The 21,738-nt window shown below is 72.8% G+C and carries 22 protein-coding genes; 14 read left to right on the top strand and 8 right to left on the bottom strand.

All coding sequences use genetic code 11. The features are described 5' to 3' along the window. Positions 1 to 7 precede the first annotated feature (7 nt). From HS045_RS05060 to tsaD, 7 genes are all read left to right on the top strand, one after another. Positions 8 to 1,081, top strand: a complete 1,074-nt coding sequence (locus HS045_RS05060) for an alpha/beta fold hydrolase (protein WP_196449988.1) — start codon at positions 8 to 10, stop codon at positions 1,079 to 1,081. A gap of 115 nt (positions 1,082 to 1,196) precedes the next feature. Further along, entirely contained in the window at positions 1,197 to 1,652 is a 456-nt protein-coding gene (tsaE, locus tag HS045_RS05055) for a tRNA (adenosine(37)-N6)-threonylcarbamoyltransferase complex ATPase subunit type 1 TsaE (protein WP_307827387.1), read from the top strand. A 112-nt stretch (positions 1,653 to 1,764) separates the two neighbouring features. Then, the gene (locus tag HS045_RS05050; protein ID WP_196449987.1) at positions 1,765 to 2,412 is read left to right on the top strand and encodes a hypothetical protein; all 648 of its coding nucleotides are present in this window, start codon (positions 1,765 to 1,767) and stop codon (positions 2,410 to 2,412) included. 6 nt (positions 2,413 to 2,418) lie between these two features. Then, entirely contained in the window at positions 2,419 to 2,985 is a 567-nt protein-coding gene (locus HS045_RS05045) for a class F sortase (protein ID WP_196449986.1), read from the top strand. A 69-nt stretch (positions 2,986 to 3,054) separates the two neighbouring features. Continuing rightward, positions 3,055 to 3,738, top strand: coding sequence for a tRNA (adenosine(37)-N6)-threonylcarbamoyltransferase complex dimerization subunit type 1 TsaB (tsaB, locus tag HS045_RS05040; protein ID WP_196451060.1), 684 nt, complete (start codon positions 3,055 to 3,057; stop codon positions 3,736 to 3,738). After that, a complete protein-coding gene (gene rimI, locus HS045_RS05035) occupies positions 3,735 to 4,286 on the top strand; it encodes a ribosomal protein S18-alanine N-acetyltransferase (RefSeq protein ID WP_374191359.1) in 552 nt (183 codons plus the stop codon). The genes tsaB and rimI overlap by 4 nt, the downstream gene beginning before the upstream one ends. Then, the gene (tsaD, locus tag HS045_RS05030; RefSeq protein ID WP_196449985.1) at positions 4,279 to 5,310 is read left to right on the top strand and encodes a tRNA (adenosine(37)-N6)-threonylcarbamoyltransferase complex transferase subunit TsaD; all 1,032 of its coding nucleotides are present in this window, start codon (positions 4,279 to 4,281) and stop codon (positions 5,308 to 5,310) included. Before rimI ends, tsaD begins: the two co-directional genes overlap by 8 nt. Positions 5,311 to 5,358: 48 nt before the next feature. On the opposite strand, the gene HS045_RS05025 is transcribed toward tsaD, so the two are convergent. Continuing rightward, positions 5,359 to 6,435 (bottom strand): alkene reductase, encoded by a 1,077-nt coding sequence (locus tag HS045_RS05025; protein WP_196449984.1) that lies wholly within the window; start codon positions 6,433 to 6,435, stop codon positions 5,359 to 5,361. Positions 6,436 to 6,541: 106 nt separating this feature from the next. On the opposite strand from HS045_RS05025, the gene HS045_RS05020 reads away from it, so the two are divergent. Then, positions 6,542 to 7,048 (top strand): MarR family winged helix-turn-helix transcriptional regulator, encoded by a 507-nt coding sequence (locus tag HS045_RS05020; RefSeq protein WP_196449983.1) that lies wholly within the window; start codon positions 6,542 to 6,544, stop codon positions 7,046 to 7,048. A 146-nt stretch (positions 7,049 to 7,194) separates the two neighbouring features. Here HS045_RS05020 and HS045_RS05015 read toward each other — a convergent pair whose 3' ends face one another. The 3 genes from HS045_RS05015 to HS045_RS05005 form a co-directional block, all read right to left on the bottom strand. Then, positions 7,195 to 8,817 carry a hypothetical protein gene (locus HS045_RS05015; protein ID WP_196449982.1) on the bottom strand — a complete coding sequence of 541 codons (1,623 nt, stop codon included), beginning with the start codon at positions 8,815 to 8,817 and terminating at the stop codon, positions 7,195 to 7,197. A 191-nt stretch (positions 8,818 to 9,008) separates the two neighbouring features. Then, positions 9,009 to 10,175: a class I SAM-dependent methyltransferase gene (locus HS045_RS05010; protein WP_196449981.1), complete on the bottom strand. Its 1,167-nt coding sequence runs from the start codon at positions 10,173 to 10,175 to the stop codon at positions 9,009 to 9,011. A gap of 42 nt (positions 10,176 to 10,217) precedes the next feature. After that, positions 10,218 to 10,856: a Uma2 family endonuclease gene (locus tag HS045_RS05005; protein WP_230883438.1), complete on the bottom strand. Its 639-nt coding sequence runs from the start codon at positions 10,854 to 10,856 to the stop codon at positions 10,218 to 10,220. 805 nt (positions 10,857 to 11,661) lie between these two features. Between HS045_RS05005 and groES the strand changes: the two genes are divergently transcribed. The 4 genes from groES (at position 11,662) to HS045_RS04985 (ending at position 14,830) form a co-directional block, all read left to right on the top strand. Beyond that, positions 11,662 to 11,973: a co-chaperone GroES gene (gene groES / locus HS045_RS05000; RefSeq protein ID WP_196449979.1), complete on the top strand. Its 312-nt coding sequence runs from the start codon at positions 11,662 to 11,664 to the stop codon at positions 11,971 to 11,973. A gap of 92 nt (positions 11,974 to 12,065) precedes the next feature. After that, positions 12,066 to 13,688, top strand: a complete 1,623-nt coding sequence (groL, locus tag HS045_RS04995) for a chaperonin GroEL (protein ID WP_196449978.1) — start codon at positions 12,066 to 12,068, stop codon at positions 13,686 to 13,688. A gap of 282 nt (positions 13,689 to 13,970) precedes the next feature. Continuing rightward, on the top strand, positions 13,971 to 14,600 hold the full coding sequence (locus tag HS045_RS04990; RefSeq protein WP_196449977.1) for a sigma-70 family RNA polymerase sigma factor: 630 nt from the start codon (positions 13,971 to 13,973) through the stop codon (positions 14,598 to 14,600). A gap of 56 nt (positions 14,601 to 14,656) precedes the next feature. Then, the gene (locus HS045_RS04985) at positions 14,657 to 14,830 is read left to right on the top strand and encodes a hypothetical protein (protein WP_196449976.1); all 174 of its coding nucleotides are present in this window, start codon (positions 14,657 to 14,659) and stop codon (positions 14,828 to 14,830) included. Here the strand turns inward: HS045_RS04985 and HS045_RS04980 are convergent. Beyond that, positions 14,791 to 15,168 carry a DUF5319 family protein gene (locus HS045_RS04980; RefSeq protein WP_196449975.1) on the bottom strand — a complete coding sequence of 126 codons (378 nt, stop codon included), beginning with the start codon at positions 15,166 to 15,168 and terminating at the stop codon, positions 14,791 to 14,793. The two genes, HS045_RS04985 and HS045_RS04980, sit on opposite strands and share 40 nt — an antisense overlap. 16 nt (positions 15,169 to 15,184) lie before the next feature. Next, positions 15,185 to 16,219: a LuxR family transcriptional regulator gene (locus tag HS045_RS04975; RefSeq protein WP_196449974.1), complete on the bottom strand. Its 1,035-nt coding sequence runs from the start codon at positions 16,217 to 16,219 to the stop codon at positions 15,185 to 15,187. A gap of 580 nt (positions 16,220 to 16,799) precedes the next feature. On the opposite strand from HS045_RS04975, the gene guaB reads away from it, so the two are divergent. After that, positions 16,800 to 18,281: an IMP dehydrogenase gene (guaB, locus tag HS045_RS04970; protein ID WP_196449973.1), complete on the top strand. Its 1,482-nt coding sequence runs from the start codon at positions 16,800 to 16,802 to the stop codon at positions 18,279 to 18,281. 97 nt (positions 18,282 to 18,378) lie between these two features. Next, on the top strand, positions 18,379 to 19,488 hold the full coding sequence (locus HS045_RS04965; RefSeq protein WP_196451058.1) for a GuaB3 family IMP dehydrogenase-related protein: 1,110 nt from the start codon (positions 18,379 to 18,381) through the stop codon (positions 19,486 to 19,488). 49 nt (positions 19,489 to 19,537) lie between these two features. Here the strand turns inward: HS045_RS04965 and nagA are convergent, their stop codons facing one another. Together nagA and HS045_RS04955 are read right to left on the bottom strand one after the other, a co-directional pair. Continuing rightward, entirely contained in the window at positions 19,538 to 20,671 is a 1,134-nt protein-coding gene (nagA, locus tag HS045_RS04960) for an N-acetylglucosamine-6-phosphate deacetylase (protein WP_196449972.1), read from the bottom strand. A 124-nt stretch (positions 20,672 to 20,795) separates the two neighbouring features. Then, positions 20,796 to 21,680, bottom strand: coding sequence for an SIS domain-containing protein (locus HS045_RS04955; protein WP_196449971.1), 885 nt, complete (start codon positions 21,678 to 21,680; stop codon positions 20,796 to 20,798). Positions 21,681 to 21,738: the final 58 nt, after the last annotated feature.

Here is a 21,738-nt window from a genome sequence, read left to right as displayed (position 1 = left end):
GTGCGCGATGGCTACCACGACACGACGCAGGGTCGGGATCGCGAGTGCGGTCTTCGGTGCGGCGTCCGCCGGAGTGGCGGCGGCCGCCTTCGCCAAGCGGTACGCCGTGGGCAGGATCAGGCTCCGTCCCGACCTGGAGGCGAGCGAGCCGCTGGGTGAGCTGCGCGGCAGGCCCGTCACGATCACGGCCTCCGACGGCGTCTCCCTGCACGCCGAGGTCGACGGGCCCGAGGACGCCCCGCTGACCGTGGTGCTCTGCCACGGGTACACCCTCAACCTGGACTCCTGGCACTACCAGCGCCGCGACCTGCGCGACTCCTACCGCCTGGTGCTGTGGGACCAGCGCTCCCACGGGCGCTCGCAGCGCACCCGGGTCGACGACTCCACGATCGACCGGCTGGGCGAGGACCTGTACGAGGTCCTCCAGGAGCTGGTCCCGGGCCCGTGCGTGCTCGTCGGCCACTCCATGGGCGGCATGACGATCATGGCGCTCGCCGACCGGCGCCCCGAGCTGTTCGGCGACCGGATCAAGGGCGTCTCGCTGATCTCCACCTCCGCCGGGAAGCTGGCCGAGGTCTCTTTGGGTCTGCCCGCGCTGCTCTCCAAGGCGGTGCACATGATCACTCCGAGTACGGTGGCGCTGCTCGGCCGCCGGGGCTCGCTGGTGGACAAGGGCCGCCAGGCCGGCAGCGACGTGGCCTTCCTGGTCCTGCGCCACCTGGGCTTCGGCGACTCCGAGAACGTCAGCCCCACCGTGGTCGACTTCGTCGAGTCGATGATCCGCTCCACCCCTTTCGAAGTGATCGCGGACTTCTACCCGGCGCTGATGTCGCACGACAAACTGAGCGCGCTGGGCGTCCTGGACGGCGTGCCGACCTCGATCGTGGTCGGCGACGGCGACTGGCTGACCCCGGTCGAGCACAGCAAGGCGATGGCCGCGGCCCTGCCGCGTGCGTGGTACACCGAGGTGCCGGACAGCTCGCACCTGGTGCAGCTGGAGCGGCCGGGCGCGGTCAACGACGCGTTGCGCGACCTGCTCAAGCGGGTGGCCGCGGACGCCGCGGACGCCGCGGAGCAGTAGCCCGGCCCGCCGGAGGAGCGGCCGTCCGCGACATGAGCGGTGGCATGAGCGGTGACGTGAGCGGTGGCATGAGCGGTGACGTGAGCGGTGGCATGAGCAGAGGGGAGTGCGGACGGTGAGGATCGTGGCGACCGCCGAGGAGATGCGGGAACTGGGCGCGGAGCTGGCCGGGCTGCTGCGGCCGGGGGACCTGGCGGTGCTCTCCGGGCCGCTGGGCGCGGGCAAGACGACCCTGGTCCAGGGCATCGGCGAGGGGCTCAAGGTACGCGGCCCGATCACCTCGCCGACCTTCGTGATCGCCCGGGTGCATCCCTCGCTGGTGGACGGTCCCGCCCTCGTGCACGTGGACGCCTACCGGCTCGGCGGCGACCTGGAGGTCGACGACCTGGACCTGGACGCCTCCCTGGAGGACTCCGTCACGCTCGTCGAGTGGGGCGAGGGCCTGGTCGAGGGGCTCACCGAGGACCGGCTGGAGATCCGCATCGACCGGGGCGAGGCGGACGACGAGCGCACGGTACGGCTCCGCGGGGTCGGCGCCCGCTGGGAGACGGTTCCCTCCCCCTTGGTATAGATCATCATGTCTGATGATCGACTCTGACGGGCTTGCCCATGTTTAATGGGGAACAGGCGGGAAGTCGTGTCAGCCGAGGGTCGTCGGCCGGACTGCGGAGTGGAGTGCGACGGTGCCAAGGGTCAAGCGTGTCGCTGTTCTCGGGGCCATCGCCCTGATCGGGATGACCGGCTGCACGGCGGAGCCGGAGACGGAGAACGCCGCGGCGACCTCCTCGCCCGCCGCCTCCGTGACGGCCGCCGGCCGGGTCGACATCGAGATCCAGCTCCAGCCCGCCCGGGCGAAGGCGGGCGACAAGGTCTGGGTGCTGGCGAACTGCCCGATCCCCCAGGGCGGTCCCGAGCACCGGGGCACCGCCTCCTCGGAGATCTTCCGCACCCCCGTCACGCTCGACCCCATCCTGGTGACCCCCACCCCCGCCCCCCAGGGCACCGCCACGCCCACACCCCGGCCGTGGGTCCGCGGGCAGGCCACGGTCGCCGACGGCGTCAAGCCCGGCGTCTACGACGTCAACGCCCGCTGCGAGGGGACCAACGACACCGGCACGGCCGACCTGCGGATCGTGGCGGACGGCACGCCCAGCGCCAGGCCGACCACGACCCGCAAGCCCGTCAGCACCAAGGCCCCGCACACCGGCGGCGGCGGCACCGCGGCCGGCGGGCCGGACGACTCGGGCATGCCCGCCGGGTCGGCCGTCGCGCTGCTGGCGGTCCTGGCGGGCGGCATCGGCTTCGCGGTCGTGCGCCGCCGCCGCGCGTAACCTCCGATGGCCGATTCCCCCCGCTGGTCACGGATCATCGTGGCCGGAGTCCTCACCGGCGCCGTCATGGTCGCGTTCGGCAAGGGCGGCACCGAGGACGACGGGCCCGTCCGGGCCACGGTGGTGCCCAGCCGCCTGGAGATCCCGTCGCTCGGTGTCAAGGCGCCGCTGATGAGGCTCGGCGTGGCCGACGGCGAGGTCGAGCTGCCGCCGTACGAGAAACCGGACGTCGCCGGCTGGGTCGCCGGAACCGTGGTCCCCGGTGACGAGGGGCCCGCGGTCATCCTCGGGCACGTCGACACCAAGGAGGCGCCCGCGGTCTTCTACAAGCTCAAGACCATGCGCGAGGGCCAGGTCATCAAGGTCGTGCGGAGTGACGGCAGGACCGCCCAGTACCGCGTCGACTCCGTCGAGCAGGTCGCCAAGGACGACTTCCCGGCGGACAAGGTCTACGTGGAGGACGGCCTGCGCCTGATCACCTGCGGCGGGGCGTTCGACTGGGACCGGAACGAGTACGACGACAACGTGATCGTCTATGCCACCCTGGTGAAGCCCGCCGACCCCGGGACCTGACCCCGGAGGGGGACGGCGTCCGCGCCTTCGGTGCGGGCCGTGCCGTACGACGGGCTAGGCTTGACGACCGTGCTGGTCCTGGCCTTTGACACCGCGACCCCCGCCGTCACCGCAGCGCTGCACGACGGCACGAGGGTCCTCTCCGAGTCGACCACGGTGGACGCGCGCCGCCACGGCGAGCTGCTCGTGCCCGCGATCGAACGCGTCATGGCGGAGGCCGGAGCCTCGCTCGCCGACGTCACGACGATCGTGGCGGGCTCCGGCCCCGGCCCCTACACCGGCCTGCGGGTCGGCCTGGTGACCGCCCAGGCCCTGGCCACCGCCCTGGGCGTGCCCGCGTACGGCGTGTGCACGCTCGACGCCCTCGCCTACGGCAGCGGCCTGTCCGAGCCGTTCCTGGTCGCCACCGACGCCCGCCGCAGGGAGGTCTTCTGGGGCCGCTACGCCGACGCGCGCACCCGGCTGTCCGGGCCCGCGGTGGACCGGCCGCAGGACCTGCCCGGCGACCTGCCGGTCGTCGGCGCCGGCGCGCGGATGTACGCCGAGGTCGTCGGGTCCTCCCGGCTGGCCGCCGCGCCCGAGTACCCGGGTGCGGGGGCGCTGGCCGCGCTGGCCGCCGCGCAGCTGGGGCAGCCGGACCTGGCCGAGGTCGTGGCGAGCGGCACGCACCCCGTGCTGGGCGTGCCCCGCCCGATCTACCTGCGCCGCCCCGACGCCCAGGTGCCCTCCGCGCCGAAGAAGGTCACCAAGTGAGCGAGGGGCCCCGCCCGGACGCGGCCCGCGACGGGGGCGGCCGGAGCGATGGGGGCGGCCGGAGCGGCGGAGGCACCCCGGGCCCGCAGAGCGCCGGGGACGTGCTGCTCCGGCGGATGACCGTCGGCGACCTGCCCGCCGTGACGGAGCTCGAACGAAAGACCTTCCCCGCCGACGCGTGGAGCGAGGGCATGTTCCGCGGCGAACTGGCCGACCAGCCCCGGACCCGGCACTACGTGGTGGCCCTGGCGGGCGGCGGGATCGTCGGCTACGCGGGCCTGGCCGCCGCGGGGGACCAGGCCGACGTGCAGACCATCGCCGTCGCGGCGGGCCGCCGCAGGGCCGGGATCGGCGGCGCCCTGCTGTCCGAGCTGCTGGCGGAGGCCGTACGGCGGGGCGCCCGCTCGGTCTTCCTGGAGGTCCGCGCCGACAACCCGGACGCCCAAGCGGTCTACGACCGGTTCGGCTTCGAGCGCATCGGCCTGCGCCGGGGCTACTACTCCGACGGCACCGACGCGATCATGATGAAGAAGGATCTCAATGCGTGACGAACCTCTGGTCCTGGGGATCGAGACCTCCTGCGACGAGACCGGCGTCGGCATCGTGCGGGGCCACACCCTGCTGGCCAACACGATCGCGTCCAGCGTCGAGGAGCACGCCCGCTTCGGCGGCGTCGTCCCCGAGGTGGCCTCCCGCGCGCACCTGGAGGCGATGGCGCCGACCGTCGAGCGGGCCCTGGAGCAGTCCGGGCTGCGCCTGTCCGACATCGACGCGGTCGCCGTGACCGCCGGTCCCGGCCTGGCCGGGGCGCTGCTGGTGGGCGTGGCGGCGGCGAAGGCCTACGCGCTGGGCATGGGCGTGCCGCTCTACGGGGTGAACCACCTGGCCGCCCACGTGGCCGTGGACCAGCTCGAACACGGCGCCCTGCCCAAGCCGTGCATCGCGATGCTCGTCTCGGGCGGGCACTCCTCGCTGCTGCTGGTGCCGGACGTCGCGCGGGAGGTGATCCCGCTCGGCTCCACGGTGGACGACGCGGCCGGTGAGGCGTTCGACAAGGTGGCCCGGGTCCTCGGGCTGCCCTTCCCGGGCGGGCCGCACATCGACCGGGTGGCCCGTGAGGGGTCCGGCACGGCCGTGGCGTTCCCCCGGGGCAAGTACGACGACGGGACGCTGGACTTCTCGTTCTCCGGCCTGAAGACGGCCGTGGCCCGGTGGGTCGAGGCCAGGGAGAAGGCCGGCGAGCGGGTCCACGTGCCCGACGTGGCGGCCTCGTTCCAGGAGGCCGTGGTCGACGTGCTGACCCGCAAGGCCCTGGCGGCCTGCCGGGAGCACGGGGTCGCCGACCTGCTGATCGGCGGCGGTGTGGCGGCCAACTCGCGGTTGCGGGCGCTGGCCGTCGAGCGCTGCGAGGCGGCCGGGGTCCGGGTGCGCGTCCCCCGCCCGGGCCTGTGCACCGACAACGGCGCCATGGTGGCGGCTCTCGGCTCGGACCTGGTCGCCGCCGGGGTGTCCCCGTCCCCGCTGGACATCCCGGCCGACTCCTCGCTGCCGATCACCACCGTGCACGTCTGAGCAGCCCGCCCCCGGACGGGACCGCGGTCCGGGGGGCGCCGCCCGCGCTCAGCCGAGGGCGGGCTCGCCGACCGGGTGGAGGGAGAGCGCCGGGTAGTCGGTGTACCCGCGGTGGTCGCCGCCGAAGGCCGTGCCGAAGTCGGGCTCGTTGAGCGGCGCGCCCAGGCGCAGGCGGAGCGGCAGGTCGGGGTTGGACAGGAAGTACTTGCCCAGTGCCACCAGGTCCGCGCCCCGGCTCAGCCACCGGTCCGCGGCCTCGGCCGGATGGGCGGCCGACGGGTCGTTGACGATGAGCGCGTTCGGCCACAGGTCGCGGATCCGCCGGTCGAGCTCCTCGGAGCCGCCCGCCAGGTGGTGCAGGTAGACGAGGTCGAGCTCGGCCAGGGCGGACAGCAGCGCCGGATAGACCACGGAGGCGTCGTCCTCCACGAGGCCCTGGACCCCGGTGGCGGGGGAGATGCGGAAGCCGACGCGGTCCGCGCCGATCGCCTCCACGACCGCCCGGGCGGTCTCCACGGCGAACCGGATCCTGCCCTCGACGGACCCGCCGAAGCGGTCGTCGCGCAGGTTGGCGTTCTGCGACAGGAACTGGTGGATGAGGTAGCCGTTGGCGCCGTGCAGCTCGACCCCGTCGAAACCGGCCTCCACGGCCCGCCGGGCGGCGTCCGCGAAGTCCTGCACGGTCGCCTCGGCCTCGGCGGTGGTCAGCGCCACCGGGACGGGGAGGTCCTGCATGCCGTTCGGAGTGAAGATCTGCTCCGCGGCCGGCACGGCGGAGGGCGCGACGGGAAGCGCGCCGGTGTTGTCGGGGTGGCCGATCCGGCCGGCGTGCATGATCTGGGCGAAGATCCGGCCGCCCGCCGCGTGGACGGCGTCGGTCACCTCGCGCCAGCCCGCGACCTGCTCGTCGGTGTGCAGTCCCGGCGTGTCCATGTAGCCCTTGCCCGCCGGGCTCGGCTGGATGCCCTCGGTGACGATCAGACCGGCCGAGGCGCGCTGGGCGTAGTAGAGGGCGGTGAGGGAGGAGGGGATTCCGTCCACGTAGGCCCGGGACCGGGTCATGGGGGCCATCACCAGGCGGCTGGGAAGCCGGAGGCGGCCGAGTTCGAAGGCGTTGAACGGCATGGCTCTTCCTTTCTTGGGCGACCAACTTGGCCGACCAAGGATTAGTTCTACAACTTGGTCGGCCAATATGCAAGCGGTAGGCTGTGCCGGGAAAGGGAGGCCTGACATGGCGGAGCCGATGACGGTGGAGGAGACGACCTACCCGACGGTGTGCGGCCCGGAGGACCCGGACGGGCTGAGCTGCCTGATGGCCCAGACGGCGCGGGGCCACCGGGTGCTGCTCGCCGGGCTGCTGGCGGAGATCGACCTGTATCCGGGACAGGACCGCGCGCTGAGCGCCCTGTGGGAGAACGGGCCGCAGTCGCAGAACGCGCTGGCGAGGATCCTCGGCATCGACGTGTCCACGATGACCAAGATGCTGCAGCGCCTGGAGCGGAGCGGGTTCGTCAGCCGGAGTCCGTCCCCCGCCAACCGGCGCATCAGCATCGTCAGCACGACGCCGGCCGGCGACGCCCTCCGCCCCGAGGTGGAGCGGGTGGCGACGGAGCTCCACCGGCGGATGACCCGCGGGCTCTCCTCCGAGCAGGTCGGGACGCTGCTCTCGCTGCTGGGCGTGGTGCGGGAGAACGTCTGCCCCGAGGCCGCGTCCGACGAGGGGTCCTGCGCCTTCTGACGGCGGGCCGCGCCCTTCCTCCGACGGAGGCCGCCTCCGAAGGCCCTCGCGTCCGCGCGGTTTCCGTGTCTGCGCGGGTTCTCCGCAGCGGAAGGGCCCCGGCCCTCCGACGCGAGGACCGGGGCCCGGAGGGCCGTGCGCGGACGTCAGTCCTTCGTGCGGGTGGGCCGCAGGAGCGCCTCGGCCAGGGCGAGCATGGTCTCCTCCAGCGCGCCGAGGCGGCGGGTGAGGTCGGTGCGGACGGGGTCCACGATCTCGCCGAGGGCCTCGGCGAGCTGCTCGCGGTCCGGCTGGGCGCGGAGCATGTCGGCCAGCGGGGCGAGGGCGGCCTCGGCCCGGGCGAGGCGCTCGTCCAGGGTGTCGAAGCGCTGCTCCTGCCCGTCGGCCTGGGCGGAGACGAGTTCGCCGACGCGCTTGTGGATCTCGCCGAGGTTGAGGACGGCGGGCAGTTGGCCGACCCGCTGGTTGACGGCCTCGACGCGGTCGTCGACGGCCTCCAGCTGCTCGCCGGCCTTCTCCGCGCGGCTGTCCAGCGCGCACAGGCGGGAGTCGACGACGTCGATCCGGCTCGTGACGCGGCCCTCGATGTCGTCGAGGCGCTCGTCCAGGGTGTCCAGGCGGCCGTCGTGCCGGGCGCCGATCTCGCCGATCCGGGTGTCCACCGAGCCGATGCGCGTGTCCACCGAGCCGACCCGGGTCTCCACCGAGGCGAGGCGGGTGTCCACCGCGGCGACGCGGGTGTCCACGCCGCCCAGGCGGGTCTCGACGCCGCTCACCCGGCCGTCGATGTCGGCCAGGCGGTCGTCGGCGGTCTCCAGATGTCCGTCGACCGAGGCCAGGTGTCCGTTCACCGAGGCCAGGTGCCCGTCGAGGGAGACCAGGCGGCCGTCCACCGTCACCAGGTGGTCGCCGATCCCGGCCAGGCGGTCGTCGGCGGTCTCCAGGCGGCCGTCCACCGAGGCCAGGCGGGCGTCGACCCGGTCGATGCGGCTCTCGGCGCCGTCCATCCGGTCGTCCACCCGGACCGCCGCCTGCTCGACCTTCCCGCCCACCTGGCCGATCGCGTCGAGCAGACGGCCGACGCCGGTGTCCACGGACTCCCGCACCCCCGCCGTGAGCTCGACCAGGCCGGTCTCCACGCGCTCGGTGCGCTGGGAGAGCTCGGTGAGCGCCTTGTCCAGGCGGGTGAACCGGCCGGCCGCGGCCTCCATGCCCTCCTGGAACTGGCCGAGGCGCCGGGCGAACTCGTCCATCCGGTCGCCGACGCCCCGGGTGCCGTCGAGGACCGCCTGGAGGCGGGTGAGCGCCTCGTCCACGTTCTCGCCGACGGTGCCGAGGTCGGCCCAGAGGCTCGGCAGCTCGCCGATGGGGGTGACCCGGTCCCCGACGGTGTCGATGCGCTGGCCCACGGAGTCGACCCGCTGGCGCACCGAACCGACGTGCTCGCCGACGGCGTCGACGTGGTCGCGGACCGCCTCGACGTGCTGGGCGAGGCTCTCCGCCCAGGTCGGAGGCCGGATGGCGATGTCGTCCAGGCGGCCGTGGACGGACTCCAGCGTGCCGTTCAGCCCGCCGAGCTCGCGTTCCCTGACCTCGCGCAGCAGCCACTCCATGCCTTCGAGCCGCTGGCGGATCTCGTCCAGCACCGCGCCCTGCGTGCGCTGCTCGTAGACGTGGTCCTGCGCGGCGCGGGCGAGGAGCTCCCGCATCCGGTCGGAGATGGCGGTCTGGCCGCCGGCCTGCAGCAGGGTCTGATTGGAGTGATCCACCGAAAAGCTCCTTCACTCGCCGACGGTCAGCCGCGCGGTGGGATTGGTCCGGCTGTTGTTGAACGCGGTCGAACCGCTGACGGGAACGACTCCCGGGGCGCAACGATAGCGTCTGGATCAAGGTTTTTCGAATCCGGATTTAAAAGGTAGCGATTGTCGACGGATTTCCCGGATTTACGGTTCCGGGTCGATCAGCACGGGTCGCATACGAGGACAAAAGGTCTGTCGATGACTCGGGTGAGAATGACCGTTGTGAATTTCTTTCCGGAAAGGCGGAGGTCTTTCCGGAGCCGCTCGACGTCGACCGCGGATCCGCGTTTCTTGATCGTCACGTTCCCGACCCCGCGCTCCCGGAGCGCCGCCCGCAGCCGCTTGAGCGAGAACGGCAGCACCTCGTGCACCTCGTAACGGGACGCCCACGGGGTCTCCACGGGGACGTCGGAGGTGATGTAGGCGATGTGCGGGTCGATCAGGCGCCCGCCGACCAGCGCGGCGACCTCGGCGACGAGGTGGGAGCGGATCGCCGCGCCGTCCGGCTCGTAGACGTAGCGGCCGATGGGGCCGACCTCCGCCGGGCCGAGGCCGGGGTCGGGCGTCAGCGTCAGGCCGGACGGCAGCATCGTGGCCCGCCGCTCCACCCGGCCGGCCGGCGCGCCCGCCCAGATCACCGCCTCCTTGACCTCGCCCCGGTGGGAGACCCACTCGGCCTCGGTCCCGGCGGGGATGAACTCGTACGGGATGCCGGGGGCGACCTTCAGGCAGGCCGCCCGCGCCGCGGCGACCATCGCCAGCACCTCGGGCCAGGCCGGGGAGTAGGCCAGCGGGTCGAAGGTCCTGCCGCGCACCGTACGGCGGGCGGGATCGGCGAACAGCACGTCGAAGGCGGCCGGGTCGACCGTGCCGGCGTCGGCCGCGCGGACCGTGACGCGCTCGCCGAATCCCAGGGCGTCGGCGTTGGCCCGGGCGACGGCGGCGGTGAGCGGGTCGGCGTCCACCGCCTCCACCGTGCAGCCGGCCCGGGCCAGGGCGAGCAGGTCGCCGCCGATGCCGCAGCAGACGTCGGCGACCCGGGAGCCCGCGGGGATGCGCCGGGCGCGGTGGTCGGCGACCTCGCGGCGGGTGGCCTGCTCCAGGCCGTGGGGGGTGAAGTACATCAGGTCGGCGTCGGCGCCGAACTTCTCCCGCGCCCGCCGCCTGAGCACCGCCTGGCCGAGCGCGGCCGAGGTGAGGTCGGCGTCGTAGGTCTTCCTGAGCCGGGTCACGGCCGCCACGGGGTCGTCCCCGGCGAGCTCGGCCGCGGCCCCCAGGGCCTCCTGGCCGCGCGGCGTCAGCAGCCCGCGGAATGCGTCAAGGTCCACGCCGCCCGACGTTACCCCCTGGTGGGATCACCGGGCTTCCGCTCAGTCGGGCAGTTCGGCGAGGTCGATGTCGAGGGGGAAAGGGTCGGCGAGCTTGAGTCGGCCGTGGTGGATGCCGGTGACGACATAGGAACGGGTGACCGGATCGAGTTGGTAGACGTGGACCACGGGCTCGTCCGCGTGGTTCTCCACCAGCCAGAAGTGCGGGATGCCTGCTGCGGCGTACCGCGCGGGCTTGACCTCGTGATCGCGGAACTCGGACTCGGGTGAGACGACCTCGATCACGAGCTTCACCTCCGCGGGTGTGTACGCGGTACGGGATCGGTCCTTCGCCGCGCTCCTGTCGACGACCAGCACGTCCGGGCAGGGGCGTTGTCTCGGGCCGAGGACCACGTCCATCTGCATCACCGCTTTGAGGTGATCGGGGACCTGGGAGTTCAAGCTGGTCCGGAGCCCGTACAGGACGTACTCGTGGAAGCGCTTCTGGGGGGACATGAAGATGAGTGCTCCGTCGAGGAGTTCGATGCGCTTGAAGAAGTCCGGCTCGCCGTTGGGGCCGTCCTGGGGGAGCCGGTCCAGATCGTCGGCCGTCCACCCGCCGGGCGGAGGGGAGGGCCAGTCGGCGAGCGGGTCACGATCCTCGTGTTCCGTGACGTCCTCTTCGCTCATCGTGCTGGTCATGTCGTTCACCGTAGCGCCTTCCCCGTTACCGTTCGTGGTCATCAGGTCACATTCCCGTCGGTGCCAGGCCGTCTCCCCGTATGTTCCCCCGATCCGGGCGGCGCGGTCAGGGGTGGCGGCGGATTTCATGATGCGGATATGTCTGTCTTTTTGGGGACGCAAGTCGGGTCGGAACGAGGGCGGCCCCGGTGCTCTCGCGCGGACCGGGCGCCGCCGTCCCGTCTCGCGGACGGCCGGTCTCCCCGCGGCGCTCCCGGAATTCGTGCGGGAGGGCCCCGGCGACTCCGGGGCCGTTTCGCATTGCCGACTCTTTGCCGTTCCGAAGAAGAATGCGGGGGCCGTGCGGTCCGAGGCCGGCGGTCGCGGTGAAAACCGTGTGAGCCCGTACATGAATTGATGACCGATGTTCGTGTGTGTTTCATATGGGTGAACCGGCGGTCCGGTGATTGCGGCGGCGGACGGGGGCGTTTCCCCTTCGTGTTCTCATCCGGGGACCGTCCGGGGGGCGGTGCGGTGCGGTGCCCGGTCGGGGGGAGGGGCCGCCCGCGGTCCGGGGAGGGGCCGGGCCGGACGGGACGGCGGCGCCGGACGCAGGGGGGCGGGTGCGGCGGAAGGGGATCGCGTTCGCCCGAAGCGCAGACAGGGCGGTTCGTGTTGACTGTCAAGGCCTCCTTGCATACTGTTCCGTATTGGCACTCTCCCCGTGAGAGTGCCAATCCATGCGACGAGGTCAGGTCTGGCACCCGCGACGGCAGACCGCTGGTCGCCTCTTCTAGATCATCCATATCTGAAGGGGAGGTCCGACGTGACGACCGCCACCAAGGTTCCCGTTAAGCCGCTCGGCGACCGCATCGTGGTCCAGCCGCTCGAGGCGGAGCAGACCACCGCTTCCGGTCTGGTCATCCCGGACACCGCCAAGGAGAAGCCGCAGGAGGGCAAGGTCCTCGCGGTGGGTCCGGGCAACTGGGACGACGAGGGCAGCAAGCGCATCCCGCTCGACGTGAGCGAGGGCGACATCGTTCTCTACAGCAAGTACGGCGGCACCGAGGTGAAGTACGGCGGCGAGGAGTACCTCGTGCTCTCCGCCCGTGACGTGCTCGCGATCATCGAGAAGTAGTCCACGCTTCACCGGAGATGACGTATCGAGCCCCGGGCCGCAGTCTGCGCCCGGGGCTTTGATGCGCCGACGTGCTTTCAGAGAGGACTGTCATGCCGAAGATCCTGTCCTTCGAGGAGGACGCCCGCCGCGCTCTCGAGCGTGGTGTGAACGCCCTGGCGGACGCCGTCAAGGTGACCCTCGGCCCGCGGGGCCGCAACGTCGTCATCGACAAGAAGTTCGGTGCGCCGACCATCACCAACGACGGTGTCACCATCGCGCGTGAGGTCGAGCTGGAGGGGCCGTACGAGAACCTCGGCGCCCAGCTGGCCAAGGAGGTCGCCACCAAGACCAACGACATCGCCGGCGACGGCACGACCACCGCGACCGTCCTCGCCCAGGCGATGGTCCGCGAGGGTCTGCGCAACGTCGCCGCGGGGGCCCAGCCGCTCTCCCTCAAGCGCGGCATCGACCTCGCGGCCAAGACCGTCAGCGACAAGCTGATCGAGTCCGCCCGCCCGGTCGCGGACAAGAAGGAGATCGCGCACGTCGCGACGATCTCCGCGCAGGACGCCAAGATCGGCGAGCTGATCGCCGAGGCGTTCGACAAGGTGGGCAAGGACGGTGTCATCACCGTCGAGGAGTCCAACTCCATGGGCATGGAGCTGGAGTTCACCGAGGGTCTCCAGTTCGACAAGGGCTACCTGTCGCCGTACATGGTGACCGACCAGGAGCGGATGGAAGCGGTCCTGGAGGACCCCTTCATCCTGATCCACCAGGCCAAGATCTCCTCCGTCGCGGACTTCCTGCCGCTGCTGGAGAAGGTCGCCCAGACGAAGAAGCCGCTGCTCGTCATCTCCGAGGACGTCGAGGGCGAGGCCCTCGCGGTCCTGGTGACGAACAAGATCCGCGGCACCTTCACCTCCGTCGCCGTCAAGGCGCCGGGCTTCGGCGACCGCCGCAAGGCGATGCTGCAGGACATGGCCATCCTCACGGGCGGCCAGGTCGTCAGCGAGGAGGTCGGCCTCAAGCTGGAGCACGTCGGCACCGAGGTGCTCGGCACCGCCCGCCGCGTCGTGATCACCAAGGACACCACCACGGTCGTGGACGGCGCCGGCGACGCGCAGGCGATCGCGGACCGCGTCAAGGAGATCAAGCTCGCCATCGAGCAGTCCGACTCCGACTGGGACCGCGAGAAGCTCCAGGAGCGCCTGGCGAAGCTCTCCGGCGGCGTCTGCGTGCTGAAGGTCGGCGCGGCCACCGAGGTGGAGCTCAAGGAGAAGAAGCACCGCCTCGAGGACGCGATCTCCGCGACCCGCGCCGCGATCGAGGAGGGCATCGTCTCCGGTGGCGGCTCCGCGCTCGTGCACGTCGCCAAGGTCCTGGGCGACCTGGACCTCACCGGCGACGAGGCGACCGGCGTCGCGGTGGTCCGCAAGGCGCTCGTCGAGCCGGCCCGCTGGATCGCCGAGAACGCCGGTCTGGAGGGCTACGTCGTGACCTCCAAGGTCACCGAGCTGTCCGTCGGCCACGGCCTCAACGCCGCCACCGGCGAGTACGGCGACCTGATCGCCCAGGGCGTCATCGACCCGGTCAAGGTCACCCGCTCGGCCGTCCAGAACGCGGCCTCCATCGCCGGCATGCTGCTGACGACCGAGGCCCTCGTGGTGGACAAGCCCGAGGAGGAGGCCCCGGCCGCCGGCGGTCACGGCCACGGTCACGGCCACGGCCACTGATCTCCGCCAGGCTCCGGTACGGCCCGCACCCTCCCCGGGTGCGGGCCGTACGCTTTTCGGGGAAATCCGAAAGAGCGGCAAAGCGTCCGGTGCGACCGGCGTTCCGGCTTGCGGCTTATATAACGAATGGCAGTCATATTCGGCAATCCGCTGAAATTTCCGGTGGTGCGAAAAATCTCAGTGTAGCCGGTTGATTACCGTTCGCTGTCGTCGTCTCAATGTGACCAATCCGTAGCCGTTTGCCATGACGACAGGTCCGATCAGTGCGGGCATCATGCCTACGTGACCGAGGGATGCGTCGCCGACGCCAAGAGTGGGGTAAGGCTTGCGACGAGGTCTGACGAGGTCGTCCACAAAGACGACCTCAAGGATCTGACGAGCCTCGCCGTTCAGGGGGATCGCGGTGCGATCGAATCCCTGCTCGCGCAGTTGCGCCCGATGGTGGTGCGCTATTGCCGTGCCCGCCTGGGCCGGGTTTCCGGCCAATATCACATTGCGGACGACGTGGCCCAGGAAGTGTGCATCGCCGTCCTGTCCGCGCTGCCCCGGTACCGGGACATGGGGCGTCCGTTCGCGTCCTTCGTCTTCGGCATCGCCTCCCACAAGGTGGCCGACGCGCTGCGCAGCTCGGTGCGCTCGGCCGTGCCGACCCAGGACCTCCCCGACGGGCCCGACGAGGGCCCGGGGCCGGAGGAGACCGTGGTGCGCTACATCGAGGCCGAGCACGCGCGCAGACTGCTCTCCCGCCTTCCGGACAACCAGCGCGAGCTGCTGATGCTCAGGGTGGTGTCGGGCCTGTCGGCCGAGGAGACGGGTAATGTACTCGGTATGTCACCGGGTGCGGTTCGCGTCGCCCAGCATCGGGCGCTCGCCAGGCTGCGGGCACTGGCCGAGCTGGAGTCGACGGCTTGACCGCGGTCCATCCACGGCGTCCGGCCCGGCGGTACGGGCCGGACGGTGACCCGGCCGTGGCCGGGACCGAGGCCCTGGTGCAGGCGCTCTCGCGCAGGGAGCCCGTCCCCGCCGCGGACGACGTGGTCCGGCTGCTCTCAGCGCTGATCGCGGACGTCGACCGGGATCTCGACCACGACCGCGCCGCCGGTCAGCGCCTCTCCTCGGTGTCGATCACGCCGTCGGCGTAGCCCTGGGCGTAGTCCCAGCTCACGTAGTCGGTGGGATCGGGCCGGTAGGCCGGCTCGTGCACCTGCGGCCTGCCGTTGTCGATCATCTGGCGCAGGTTCCCGCGGAGCAGCTCCCAGTTGAAATAGTGCTGCTCGCCGCACTCCGGGCAGTCGAGGACCAGACCGAAGACCCCCTGCGGTTCGAGCAGGGAGCGGAAGACCTCCACGTCGGCGAGGTCGGTGACCGCCTCGTCGCGCTCGGCGGGCGTCAGGGGTTCGGGGTCGTCGGAATCACCCAGCGCGGCGGCCGGGTCGTCGGGGTCGTCCGCGAACGGGTCGCGAGGGACGTCGTCCAGCACCGTTCCACTTTATGGCCTAGGCGTGCCGGGCAGGGTCCGAACCCGGGCGTTCCGCGAGCCATCCGCGGCGGGCGGCCTCCACGCCCGCCTGGAAACGGGACTGCGCGCCCAGTTCGGCCATCGCGCCGGCGAAGCGGGCGCGGACGGTCCGGACCGAGACGCCGAGCTGCCGGGCGATCGCCTCGTCGCCCACGCCCTGCGAGGCCAGCCGGAGCACCCGGACCACGCCGTCGTCGGTGCGGGCCCACGGCGGGGGCGCGGCCCGCGCCCACAGCTCCTCGAACAGCGTGCGCAGCGCGGCCACCACCACCGAGGCGCGGACCAGGTGGAAGCGGTAGGCGTTCTCGGCCAGGGCGCCGCCCCACCGGGCGGGCAGCCCGGCCACCTCGTCCCCGGCGACGAGGAACCAGCTCGGCACCGAGCCGACGGTCCGGATCCGCGCGCCCGCGCGCTCGAACCGGACGAGTTTCTCCGGCAGACCGGGCATCTGCAGCAGGTCGGCCGGGATGAGGGTGCGGCAGGAGAGCAGGCCCCGGTGCTGGGCCGCGATCCACTGGTCGGCGTAGCGCTGGGTGAAGTCGCTCATCGTCCGCCGGTCCGGGACGGCGGTCAGCAGCCGCAGCGGGGGCGCCTGGACCGCCATGCCGATCACGCTCTCGTAGAGCTCGTCGGCCCCGCCGACCAGTTCGACCGGGAACTGCCCGGTCTGCTGGTCGCGGCCGGCGTCGTACTGGTGGACGAGGCGGCGGATCGAGCCCAGCACCGCGTCGATCCTGCGGCTCTCCTCGGCGAGGTGGTCCAGCCGGTCGGCGATCAGCCGGCCGAGGGCCGCGGCCGGGTGCCGTGCGAGGTACTCCCCGGCCTGCTCGTCGACCACGCCGAGCCGTACCAGGGTCGTCAGCTCGCGGTGCAGCGACTCGGGCGGGTCGCCGACGGCCTCGGCCAGTTTGGCGCAGGTGGCGCGGTGCAGCCGGAGCACCGCGTCGTACAGCGCGGTCTGGGCGGGGGTCAGGCCCAGGGCGGCGAGCGGGTCGGAGGTGTCGGCAGGCATCGACGGGGGCTCCTGGGATGAACAGGACGTGTCGAGAGGATAACCCGCAGTGGCGCTCCTGTCCGGGGGTTGGCGCGACGGGCGGATCGGGGTGCAGCTTCGTGCAGTTGCAGCTTCGACCATTGCGCGCGGTGAACGGCGGGACGACCATGACAGGGCGTCGGCACCGCGAGCGAGGAGCCCCGCCGCCCGGACACGGAGGGGGGTCCGGCGGCATCCGGGCGCCTCGCGACGTCGCCGGTGACGGGAGGCCGAGCGGGTCACCGACCGCTCGGCCTCCCGAGGCGTCCTCCGGACCCTCCTCGGCCCCGTGTCCCCCTGCCGTTCGGCGCGCCGGGGGGCAGACCCTAAACTGTGCCGGGGGCGGCCTTCTCCACCCGGGATTCCCACAGCAGCGCGTCGTGGCCGGAGGGTCGCGGGCGGCTCCCCGCTCCACGAGCGCGAGGCGGCCTCCCGCCGCCGCCCCCGGGGACGGCCGGGGACGGCCGCGTCCCCGCGCCCTGACCGTTTCGACCACCAGAACCGCACAGGGAAGCGATTCCCCTGCCGGGCGACCCCGGCAGTCCCTCGCAGGAGAATGATGGCCAAGTTCACCGAGCCGGGGCTGACGTTTGACGACGTGCTCCTCGTTCCCGCCTACTCCGACCTGCAGCCCGGCGAGGCGGACACCACCACCCGCCTCTCGCGCGGGATCACCCTGCGCATCCCGCTCGTCTCCGCGGCGATGGACACGGTCACCGAGGCGCGGATGGCGGTGGCCATGGCCCGCCAGGGCGGCATCGGCATCCTGCACCGCAACCTGTCCGTCGAGGACCAGGCCGGGCAGGCCGACCTCGTCAAGCGGTCCGAGGCCGGGATGGTCACCAACCCGATCACCTGCTCGCCGGACGACACGCTCGCCGACGTCGAGCGCCTGTGCGCGACCTACCGGATCTCCGGCGTCCCGGTGACGGACGGCGGCGGCGTGCTGGTCGGCATCGTCACCAACCGGGACATGCGCTTCGAGACCGACCACGGCCGTCCCGTGCGCGAGGTCATGACCGCGATGCCGCTGGTCACGGCGCCGGTGGGGGTCTCCAGGGACGACGCGTTCGCGCTGCTGCGGAAGAACAAGATCGAAAAGCTCCCGCTGGTCGACGCGGCCGGGCGGCTGCACGGCCTGATCACGGTCAAGGACTTCACCAAGAGCGAGCAGTACCCGCTCGCCACCAAGGACGCCGACGGCCGGCTCGTCGTGGGGGCGGCCATCGGCGTCGGCGGCGACGCCGAGCAGCGGGCGGAGGCCCTGATCGAGGCCGGCGTCGACGTGATCATCGTGGACGTGGCGCACGGCCACTCCAAGGGCCTCGCCGACATGATCGCGAAGATCAAGGCCAACAGCCGGGTCGACGTGATCGGCGGGAACATCGCCACCCGGGCGGGCGCCCAGATGCTGATCGACGCCGGCGCCGACGCGGTCAAGGTCGGGGTGGGCCCCGGCTCCATCTGCACCACCCGCGTGGTCGCCGGCGTCGGCGCCCCGCAGGTGACCGCCATCCACGAGGCCTCGCTGGCCTGCGGCCCGGCCGGGGTCCCGGTGATCGGCGACGGCGGCCTGCAGTACTCCGGCGACATCGTCAAGGCGATCGCGGCCGGCGCCGACACGGTGATGCTGGGCTCGCTGCTGGCGGGCTGCGAGGAGTCCCCGGGTGAGCTGATCTTCATCAACGGCAAGCAGTTCAAGTCCTACCGGGGCATGGGCTCGCTCGGCGCGGTCCGCAACCGCGAGCGCGGCGGGGCGTCCTTCAGCAAGGACCGCTACGCGCAGGCCGACGTCGGCGGCGAGGACAAGTACATCCCCGAGGGCATCGAGGGCCAGGTGCCCTACCGCGGCCCGGTCTCCGCGGTCGCCCACCAGCTCGTCGGCGGGCTGCGCCAGGGCATGTGGTACTCCGGATGCCGCACGATCGCCGAGATGCACACCTCGTGCGAGCTCATGCCGATCACGGCCGCGGGTCTCAAGGAGAGCCACCCGCACGACATCCAGATGACGGTCGAGGCGCCCAACTACCACCGCCGCTGAACCTCGGCGTGCGGACCGGTCGGACACAGGTACGGCTCACGCCGCGAGGCGTGGGCCGTACGCGCGTGAGATGGGAAAGAGACAGGACATGACTCAGGTGGAGATCGGCCGCGGCAAGAACGGACGCCGTGCCTACGCGCTGGACGAGATCGGCATCGTCCCCTCCCGGCGGACCCGCGACCCCGAGGAGGTCTCGATCGCCTGGCAGATCGACGCCTACCGGTTCGAGCTGCCCCTGGTGGTGAGCCCCATGGACAGCGTGGTCTCGCCGCAGACCGCGATCGAGGTGGGCCGGCACGGCGGCCTGGCGGTGCTGGACCTGGAGGGTCTGTGGACCCGCTACGAGGACCCGGTGCCGCTGCTGGAGGAGGTGGCCGAGCTCAAGGGCGAGCCGGCGACCAGGCGCCTGCAGAAGATCTACGAGGAGCCGATCAAGGAGGAGCTGATCGGCCGCCGGATCGAGGAGATCCGCGCCGCCGGGGTCACCACGGCCGTCCGGCTCTCCCCGCAGCGCACGGTCCAGCACCACAAGGCCGTCATCGACGCGGGCGTGGACATCTTCGTGATCCGCGGCACCACGGTCTCGGCCGAGCACGTCTCGGGCCGGGCCGAGCCGCTCAACCTCAAGCAGTTCATCTACGAGCTCGACGTGCCGGTGATCGTCGGCGGCTGCGCCACCTACACCGCGGCGCTGCACCTGATGCGGACCGGCGCGGCCGGCGTGCTCGTCGGCTTCGGCGGCGGGGCCTCGCACACCACCCGCACGGTGCTGGGCGTGGCGGTGCCGATGGCCACCGCGATCTCGGACGTGGCCGCGGCGCGCCGCGACTACATGGACGAGTCCGGCGGCCGGTACGTCCACGTCATCGCGGACGGCGGCATGGGCACCTCCGGCGACATCGCCAAGGCCATCGCCTGCGGCGCCGACGCGGTCATGGTCGGCTCGCCGCTGGCCCGCGCGGTCGAGGCGCCCGGCCGCGGCTTCCACTGGGGCTCGGAGGCCCAGCACCCGGAGCTGCCGCGCGGCAAGCGGGTCGAGTTCGGCACGGTCGGCACGCTCGCGCAGATCCTGCACGGCCCCTCCTCGGTGGCCGACGGCTCGATGAACCTGATGGGCGCGCTCCGGCGCACCATGGCCACCGCCGGCTACTCCGACCTGAAGGAGTTCCAGCGGGTCGAGGTGGTCGTCGCCCCGCAGCACTCCTGACCCGGTGGCGGGCCGAGGGCCCGGCGGCCCGTGCGGGCCGCCGGGCCCTTCAGGGCTCGGTGATCCAGCGTCCGCGCTTCATGACGCCGGCGACCTCCAGCTCCGCGTCGAGGACCAGCAGGTCGGCCTGCCCGCCGGCCGTGACGGAGCCGAGGCGGTCGCCGAGGCCGAGGACCCGGGCGGGCGTGCGGGAGGTGACCTCGACGGCCTCGGGCAGGGACAGGCCGAGCTCGCGGACGGCGCGCCGGAAGGCGGCGTCCATGGTCAGGGTGGAGCCCGCGATGGGCCCGTCCCCCGCCAGGCGGGCGACGCCGCCGGTCACCTCGACCTTCAGCGGGCCCAGGTCGTAGGTCCCGTCCCCGGCCCCGGCCGCCGCCATCGCGTCCGTGACGAACGCCGTACGGCCCGGCCCGGCGGTCCGCAGGGCGAGGCGGAGCATGGCGGGGTGCACGTGCACGCCGTCGCTCACCAGCTCGACCGTGACCCGCTCGTCCTGCAGCAGCGCGGCGACCGGGCCGGGGTCGCGGTGCCCGAGCGGGGGCATCGCGTTGTAGAGGTGGGTCGCGACGCGGGCGCCCGCGTCGATCCCGGCGAGGGTCTGCCCGTAGTCGGCGTCGCTGTGCCCGAGGGCGGCGATCACGTCGTTCGCGGCGGCCTCCCGGATGGTGTCCAGCGCGCCCGGCAGCTCGGCGGCGATGGTGAGCATGCGCACGTGCCCGCGCCCGGCCTTCAGCAGGCCGAGGAGCTCTGCGGGGGAGGGCTCGCGCAGCAGGGCGGGATCGTGCGCGCCGCAGCGGGCCGTGGAGATGTAGGGGCCCTCGAGGTGGATGCCGGCCAGCAGGCCGTCCTCGCACAGGTCGGCCAGGGCGGAGGCGGCCCCGGCCAGGTCGCCGGGGGCGGCGGTGACCAGGCTGGCCATGAGCGTGGTGGTGCCGTGCCGGGCGTGCAGGGCCGCGATCCGGACGGCCTGCTCCTGGTCGCCCGAGGGGAAGGAGGCGCCCGCCCCGCCGTGGCTGTGGATGTCGACGAAGCCCGGCACGACGTACCGGCCGCCGAGGCTGCGCCCCGGACCGGGGGCGGTCCCGCGGCCGACGTGGGTGATGCGGCCGTCTTCGATGGTCAGCCAGCCGTCGTGGACACCGTCGGGGGTGACGACGCGGGCGTCGGCGAGTGTGAGGCTCATGGTCCCATCCTCCCGCGGCGGGCCGGAGGGCGGGGCCGCGGTGGGTTCGTGGCGGGTGCGGCCGGGGCGGGCGCGGTCGCCGGGGATCCCGCCCCGGCTCCTCCTGCGGTCGCGGCGGGTGCGGTCACCGCGGCTCCCGGACCGGGAGGATCACCGAGCGGGTCAGGTGGAGCGGCCGGTCCGGGTCGAGCCCCCGGGCCAGGGCCCTGGCCGCCGCCACCCGCTGGACGCGCACCAGCTCGGCCATCGGGTCCAGGCCGCCGGCCGTGAAGACGCCGCCGGTCGCCGCCACCTCGGCGCGCAGCCCTTCGGGGGCGTCACCGAGCATCCAGGTGATCCGGCCGGGCCCGGCGATGCTGATCGGGCCGTGCCGGTACTCCATCGCGGGGTAGGCCTCGGTCCACGCCCGGCAGGCCTCGCGCATCTTCAGCGCCGCCTCCAGGGCCAGGCCGTACGTCCAGCCGCGGCCCAGGAAGGTGAACTGCTCGGCGGCGAGCGTCTCGGGGGCGACCGGCTCGGCGAGCGCGCGCTCGGCGTCGGCGACGGCGGCGGTCAGGTCCTCGCCGAGGTGGGCGCGGAGCAGGGCCAGCTGGGTGGTGGCGAACCGGGTCTGCACGACCGACCGCTCGTCGGCGTAGTCGAGGACGACGACCCGGTCGGCCAGCGCCGTGACCGGGGCGGCGGGGTCGGCGGTGATCGCGGTGGTCCGGGCGCGGGTGCTCCGCAGCAGTTCCAGCACCTCGGTGGTGGTGCCGGACCGGGTCAGCGCGAGCACCCGGTCGTAGGAGCGGCCGGCCGGTGCCTCGGAGGCGGCGAAGGCGTCGGTCTCGCCGTGCCCGGCGCGCTCGCGGAGCGCGGCGTACGCCTGGGCGATGAACCAGGAGGTGCCGCAGCCGACCACCGCCACCCGCTCGCCCGGCTGCGGGAGGGCGTCGGCCGGGATCGCGGCGACGGCGCGGCGCCAGCACTCCGGCTGGGACGCGATCTCCGCTTCGGTGTGGGTGGTCACGGCAGGCCTCCCCGCATCAGCTCAATTATGAGTGATTTATAGCAGAAATGAGCATCTT

This window comes from Planomonospora sp. ID82291 (assembly GCF_015711645.1).
In the GTDB taxonomy this organism is placed as follows: Bacteria; Actinomycetota; Actinomycetes; order Streptosporangiales; family Streptosporangiaceae; genus Planomonospora.
This window is presented reverse-complemented; position numbering and strand designations above follow the sequence as displayed.

Bases quoted from the DNA above. Each gene is read 5' to 3' on its own strand.
- HS045_RS05060 (WP_196449988.1), top strand. From the start codon at position 8: ATGGCTACCACGACACGACGCAGGGTCGGGATCGCGAGTGCGGTCTTC.
- HS045_RS05045 (WP_196449986.1), top strand. From the start codon at position 2,419: ATGGCCGATTCCCCCCGCTGGTCACGGATCATCGTGGCCGGAGTCCTC.
- tsaD (WP_196449985.1), top strand. From the start codon at position 4,279: ATGCGTGACGAACCTCTGGTCCTGGGGATCGAGACCTCCTGCGACGAG.
- HS045_RS05025 (WP_196449984.1), bottom strand. From the start codon at position 6,435: ATGCCGTTCAACGCCTTCGAACTCGGCCGCCTCCGGCTTCCCAGCCGC.
- HS045_RS05020 (WP_196449983.1), top strand. From the start codon at position 6,542: ATGGCGGAGCCGATGACGGTGGAGGAGACGACCTACCCGACGGTGTGC.
- HS045_RS05005 (WP_230883438.1), bottom strand. From the start codon at position 10,856: ATGACCAGCACGATGAGCGAAGAGGACGTCACGGAACACGAGGATCGT.
- groL (WP_196449978.1), top strand. From the start codon at position 12,066: ATGCCGAAGATCCTGTCCTTCGAGGAGGACGCCCGCCGCGCTCTCGAG.
- HS045_RS04975 (WP_196449974.1), bottom strand. From the start codon at position 16,219: ATGCCTGCCGACACCTCCGACCCGCTCGCCGCCCTGGGCCTGACCCCC.
- guaB (WP_196449973.1), top strand. From the start codon at position 16,800: ATGGCCAAGTTCACCGAGCCGGGGCTGACGTTTGACGACGTGCTCCTC.
- nagA (WP_196449972.1), bottom strand. From the start codon at position 20,671: ATGAGCCTCACACTCGCCGACGCCCGCGTCGTCACCCCCGACGGTGTC.